Annotated in this window: 5 protein-coding genes and 1 pseudogene; 4 read left to right on the top strand and 2 right to left on the bottom strand. The window is 67.5% G+C overall.

Annotated elements, in window-relative coordinates; genetic code table 11:
* Together G3N97_RS35985 and G3N97_RS35980 are read right to left on the bottom strand one after the other, a co-directional pair.
* Nucleotides 1–184: pseudogene (locus tag G3N97_RS35985) on the bottom strand (DUF3108 domain-containing protein); the annotation flags it as partial.
* A 128-nt stretch (nucleotides 185–312) separates the two neighbouring features.
* Nucleotides 313–1,221, bottom strand: coding sequence for an IclR family transcriptional regulator (locus G3N97_RS35980; RefSeq protein WP_205997574.1), 909 nt, complete (start codon nucleotides 1,219–1,221; stop codon nucleotides 313–315).
* A 161-nt stretch (nucleotides 1,222–1,382) separates the two neighbouring features.
* Here G3N97_RS35980 and G3N97_RS35975 point away from each other — a divergent pair, with 161 nt between their 5' ends.
* The 4 genes from G3N97_RS35975 to G3N97_RS35960 all read left to right on the top strand — a co-directional run.
* A complete protein-coding gene (locus G3N97_RS35975) occupies nucleotides 1,383–2,372 on the top strand; it encodes a fumarylacetoacetate hydrolase family protein (protein WP_205997573.1) in 990 nt (329 codons plus the stop codon).
* 265 nt (nucleotides 2,373–2,637) lie between these two features.
* Complete coding sequence (locus G3N97_RS35970) at nucleotides 2,638–3,840, top strand: ABC transporter substrate-binding protein (RefSeq protein WP_205997572.1); 1,203 nt, start codon at nucleotides 2,638–2,640, stop codon at nucleotides 3,838–3,840.
* 72 nt (nucleotides 3,841–3,912) lie between these two features.
* A complete protein-coding gene (locus G3N97_RS35965) occupies nucleotides 3,913–4,737 on the top strand; it encodes an enoyl-CoA hydratase/isomerase family protein (RefSeq protein ID WP_205997571.1) in 825 nt (274 codons plus the stop codon).
* Nucleotides 4,738–4,902: 165 nt separating this feature from the next.
* Nucleotides 4,903–5,297 (top strand): PhaM family polyhydroxyalkanoate granule multifunctional regulatory protein (locus G3N97_RS35960; protein ID WP_346778171.1); only part of this gene is annotated, 395 nt, incomplete at its 3' end.

Genomic DNA, 5,297 nt, shown 5'->3' with positions numbered 1-5,297 from the left:
TCTTGAGCAGACGCACCTGCACGGGCACATGCACTTTCTCGGCCGACGGCGGCGCGCCGTGATGACGCTCGAACCACTCGGCGGCGAGCCAGTGCAGCACCGTCACCGCGACGAACACGGCCACCCAGCGCCAGGGGCGCGATCCGGCGGGGTTGCGGCGGTTTTCGGTGGCGGAGGTGGACATCGGAGCGTTGGGTTGGGATGGGGTGAGTCGCAGGCGTTACTGTGACATGTCGCACCCACACGCTGCAAAAAGGCGCGCCAGTGCGAACAAAAGCTCACCCCGCGCGCGCGCCGCGTGCCGCCGTTCCGTCAGCGTTCCACGGGGCTGTACCCCAATTCGTACGAGAGTTTATCGGCGCACGCACGCAGCGCCGTATCCACTGCGCCATTCCAGCCGATATCGAACGCCCCTTCGTGGCCGAGCGCGATCAGTCCGAGCGCCAGTTCGCCGCTCGCGTCGAACACCGGCGTGCAGAACGCGTGGATGGTCGGCAGCAGCATGCCTTCGACGCGCGCCGCGCCGTGCTCGCGCACGTCGGCGAGCGCGCGTTCGAGTTCGTCGGCCGTGCGCGGCGTCGAGCCGTACGAGAAGTGCTGCGCGCTGCCCAGTTCGCGCTCGATCATCGGCGCGGTCTTGCTGCGCGGCAGATAGGCGGCGAACAGCAGGCCGGTCGCGGAGCTGAGCATCGGCATGACGTCGCCGAGCTTGAGCGACGCCTTGGCCGGATGCGTCGATTCCAGCCAGTGCACGACGGTCGGCCCCTGGTTGCCCCACACGGCGATGCCCACGGTGATGTCGAGCGCGTCGCGCAGTTCGGCCAGCGCGAGGCGCGCGAGCTTCACGCCGTCCACGCGGGCGAGCCGCGCGAGGCCGAGTTGCAGCGCGAAACCGCCGAGTTCGTAGCGCCCGGACAGCGGATCCTGCGCGACCATGCCGAGGCGCAGAAAGCTCACGAGATAGCGATGCGCCTTCGCCGGGCTCATGCCCGCGCGTTGCGCGAGGTCGCGCAGCATCATCGCGCGCGGCTCGTTCGTCAGCACCTCGAGCAGGCGGAAACCCACTTCGATCGACTGGATGCCCGAGCGCAGTTTTTCCTCGCCGCCTTCGCCGTGTTCCGCGCTTTCGTTGATGTCGTCGAGATCGGCATCGGTGTCGGCGAGGGCCGTGGATGCGGCGAGAGTGTGGGCGCTGAGCGCGGTGCGGGGGGACTTCGGCATGAAGGTGTCGAGGTGCGTGAGGCGGTCGTCGGGGCGGATCGGGGCGCGGCGGATTCAGGCAACGGACAAGCAACGTGTCAGGCAAACCGGCGCGCTGCTTGGGTCGCGCCGATTCACCATCGTAGAATACATTTCCTCTATAGTCATCCACGCCTCACCACATGAAACTTGCCACGCTGAAGGACGGCACCCGCGACGGCCAGCTGATCGTCGTTTCCCGCGACCTGCGCAGCGCCGCCATCGCCGATGCGATCGCGCCCACGTTGCAGCGCGTGCTCGACGACTGGCGCTTCTACGCGCCGCAACTGCTCGATCTCTACGAAGCGCTCAACCAGGGCCGCGCCCGCAACACCTTCAGCTTCGACGCCCGCGACTGCATGGCGCCGCTGCCGCGCGCCTATCAGTGGGCCGACGGCTCGGCGTACGTGAACCACGTCGAGCTGGTGCGGCGCGCGCGCGGCGCGGAGATGCCGCCCGAGTTCTGGACCGATCCGCTCATGTACCAGGGCGGCAGCGACGATTTCATCGGCCCGACCGACGACATCGTGTGCGCCTCGGAAGCTTTCGGCATCGACTTCGAAGCGGAAGTGGCGGTGATCACCGGCGACGTGCCGATGGGCGCGAGCGCCGACGAAGCGCTCAAGGCCGTGCGCCTCGTCGGCCTCGTCAACGACGTGTCGCTGCGCAACCTGATTCCCGCCGAACTCGCGAAGGGTTTCGGCTTCTTCCAGAGCAAGCCGGCCACGTCGTTTTCGCCGGTCTTCGTCACGCCCGACGAACTCGGCGAGCACTGGCGCGAAGGCCGCGTGCATCTGCCGATGCTGGTCTGGTGGAACAACAAGAAGGTCGGCCAGCCCGACGCGGGCACCGACATGGTGTTCCACTTCGGCCAGCTGATCGCGCACGCGGCGAAGACGCGCAACCTGCGCGCCGGCGCGATCGTCGGCTCGGGCACGGTCTCGAACAAGGACGCGAAGCGCGGCTACTGCTGCATCGCCGAGAAGCGCTGCCTCGAAACCATCGAGCACGGCGAGGCGAGCACGGGCTTCATGAAGTTCGGCGATTCCGTGAAGATCGAGATGCTCGACGACGCGGGCAAGTCGATCTTCGGCGCGATCGATCAGGCCGTCGCGCCGCTCGGCGGCGAGTGAGCGCGCGTCGGCGCATGCCGGGCGCCTGAAAGGGTTTCGCCGGATGCCGCGCGCGCCGCGTGCGGCTACACTGGCAAACGCGCTGGCAAACGCGCTGAAGCGTGCGCCGCCTCGCGCGGCGCGCGGTAGAACAATGTCGTAGAGCAAGGCTGTAGAACACGCTGGAAAAGCCGTAGCCGCATCGAAGCCGTACGCAGAATACGCTCGTCGAACATCACGCGATCCGCGCCGCCGCGAGGCTGCCGCGCGATCGACCGGAGACACCATGCCGCGCTCTCGCACCCGCCGCTTTTCCGTGGCGTCCGTCGTTTCGCCTCTTGCGTTTTTTATCCCGCCGCTTTCATTGCTCGCGCTGTTCGCGCTGCCTTCGCTCGCGTTCGCGCAGATCAAGATCGGTCTCGTGCTTTCGCTGACAGGCCCGGCCGCGTCGCTCGGCATTCCGGCGCGCGATACCGCCGCGATGCTGCCCACGCAGATCGCGGGCCAGCAGGTGCAGTACATCGTGCTCGACGATGCGTCCGACACGACGCAAGCCGTGCAGGACACCAAGAAGCTCATCGACGAGCAGCACGTGGACGCGATCATCGGTTCGTCGATCACGCCCAACACGCTGGCGATGCTCGACGTGATCGCGCAAGGCGAAACGCCGACGATCTCGCTGGCCTCGTCGGCGAAGATCATCGAGCCCGTCGACGACAAGCGCCACTGGATGTTCAAGACGCCGCAGACCGACGCGATGATGGCGGGCGCGATCGCCGAACACGCCGCCGCGCACAACGTCAAGACGCTCGCGTACATCGGTCAGGCCGACGCGCTCGGCGACGCGTTCTACGCCGAAGTCGCGAAGGCGGCGCAGGCGCACGGGATTCGCGTCGTCGCGAACGAGCGCTTCAATCGCACCGATGCGAGCGTGACGGGGCAGGCACTGCGCATCGTCGCCGCGAAGCCCGACGCCGTGGTGGTGGGCGCGGCCGGCACGCCCGCCGCGCTGCCGCCGAAGGCGCTCAAGGAGCGCGGCTACACGGGCCTCGTCTATCACAATCACGGTGTCGGCAATCGCGATTTCCTGCGCGTGTGCGGCGCCGACTGCAACGGCACGTTCCTGCCCGCGAGTCCGGTGCTGGTGGCCGCGCAACTGCCCGACAACCGGCCCGAGCGGCGTCTCGCGCTCGACTACATCGCGCGTTACGAAGCGCGATACGGCGCGGGATCGGTGTCGGCGTTCGGCGCTTATGCGTGGGACGCGGGCCTGCTGCTCGACAGCGCGATTCCCGTCGCGCTGAAGTCGGCGGCGCCCGGCACGCGTGCGTTCCGTCATGCGCTGCGCGACGCCATCGAAGCCACGCGCGGTCTGCAGACGACCAATGGCGTCGTCAACATGAGCACGACCGATCACCTCGGCCTCGACGCCCGCGCGCGCGTGATGGTCGAAATCGAAAACGGCAAATGGATCTGGCAGCCGCATTGAGGCGTGTACGCAGCAGTTGTCGAGTAAATTGGTAATCCGAAATAAATCAGCAAGATCAGCAAGGAGCGGCCCATGAACGACACCTTTTACGCCCGCTATCACGCCCTGCAGGTGCGTCGGCATCCGCACGGCATCGTCGAGATCGTGATGAGCGGCGAAGGCACGAACAAGAGCGGCCTCGCCACCGCCGATGCGAACATGCATCGCGAACTCGCCGAAATCTGGCGCGACGTCGACCGCGATCCGGACGCGCGCGTGGCCGTGATTCGCGGCGAGGGCAAGGGCTTTTCGGCGGGCGGCGATCTCGCGCTCGTCGAAGACATGGCGCTGCATTTCGACGTGCGCGCGCGTGTCTGGCGCGAGGCGCGCGATCTCGTCTACAACGTTATCAATTGCAGCAAGCCGATCGTCTCGGCGATGCACGGACCGGCCGTGGGCGCGGGTCTCGTCGCGGGGCTGCTCGCCGATATTTCGATCGCCGCGAAAAGCGCGCGCATCATCGACGGGCATACGCGACTGGGCGTGGCCGCCGGCGATCACGCTGCGATCGTCTGGCCGCTGCTGTGCGGTATGGCGAAGGCGAAGTATTACCTGCTGCTCTGCGAGCCGGTGAGCGGCGAGGAGGCGGAGCGCATCGGGCTCGTGTCGCTGGCCGTCGACGAAAACGACTTGCTGCCGAAGGCGTTCGAGGTGGCGAAGCGGCTGGCGAGCGGCTCGCAGACGGCGCTGCGCTGGACCAAGTACGCGCTCAACAACTGGCTGCGGCAAGCGGGACCGAACTTCGATACCTCGCTCGCGCTCGAATTCATGGGCTTCTCGGGGCCGGACGTGCGCGAGGGCGTGCAGTCGCTGCGCGAGCGTCGCGCGCCGGACTTTCCGGGCGGCGATCCGTTCTGATGGGTCATTCGAGCGGCGCGGCGTATAAGGTGTCGGCGTGTTGTCGGCGCATTACCGATGCTCACGTGCGCGGTATGATCGAAACGTGCTGTCCACGCCGTACGTAACAGTAGCGATGGGCGTGCGCCGCGCGCGCGTCCATTCATCCAAGCGAGGGAGATCCGCATGACCGATTCCGCAGGCGCCGTTCCGCCGTTCCCGGGCTTTCCCGGTTTTCCGCCCGCCGAAATGCTCGACCGCATGTGGGGGATGATGCGCCTCACGCCGTTCGGCAGCGCGTTTCCCGGCAGCGAGCCGGGCGCGGGGCAGGGGCTCGGGCCGTCGCTTTCGATGATGTCCGACATGATGACGCCGCTGACCAACATCGAGGAACTCGACAAGCGCATCACCGATCTGCGCGCCGTCGAGCAGTGGCTCAAGCTCAATCTGAGCATGCTGCAGTCGGCGATCCAGGCGCTCGAAGTGCAGCGCGCGACGCTCTCCACGCTGCGCGCGTTCGGCGCGTTCGCGCAGGCGCAGATGACGCCGCCGCCCGAGCCCGAGCATGCCGCGCCGCGTCA

Origin of the sequence: Paraburkholderia sp. Ac-20347, assembly GCF_017104805.1 — a bacterium.
In the GTDB taxonomy this organism is placed as follows: Bacteria; Pseudomonadota; Gammaproteobacteria; order Burkholderiales; family Burkholderiaceae; genus Paraburkholderia; species Paraburkholderia tropica.
The sequence above is the reverse complement of the archived record's forward strand: the minus strand, read 5'-3'. Positions and strand labels throughout refer to the sequence as shown.

Excerpts from the sequence above, each read along its gene's own strand:
- G3N97_RS35980 (WP_205997574.1), bottom strand. The coding sequence starts at position 1,221 with ATGCCGAAGTCCCCCCGCACCGCGCTCAGCGCCCACACTCTCGCCGCA.
- G3N97_RS35975 (WP_205997573.1), top strand. The coding sequence starts at position 1,383 with ATGAAACTTGCCACGCTGAAGGACGGCACCCGCGACGGCCAGCTGATC.
- G3N97_RS35970 (WP_205997572.1), top strand. The coding sequence starts at position 2,638 with ATGCCGCGCTCTCGCACCCGCCGCTTTTCCGTGGCGTCCGTCGTTTCG.
- G3N97_RS35965 (WP_205997571.1), top strand. The coding sequence starts at position 3,913 with ATGAACGACACCTTTTACGCCCGCTATCACGCCCTGCAGGTGCGTCGG.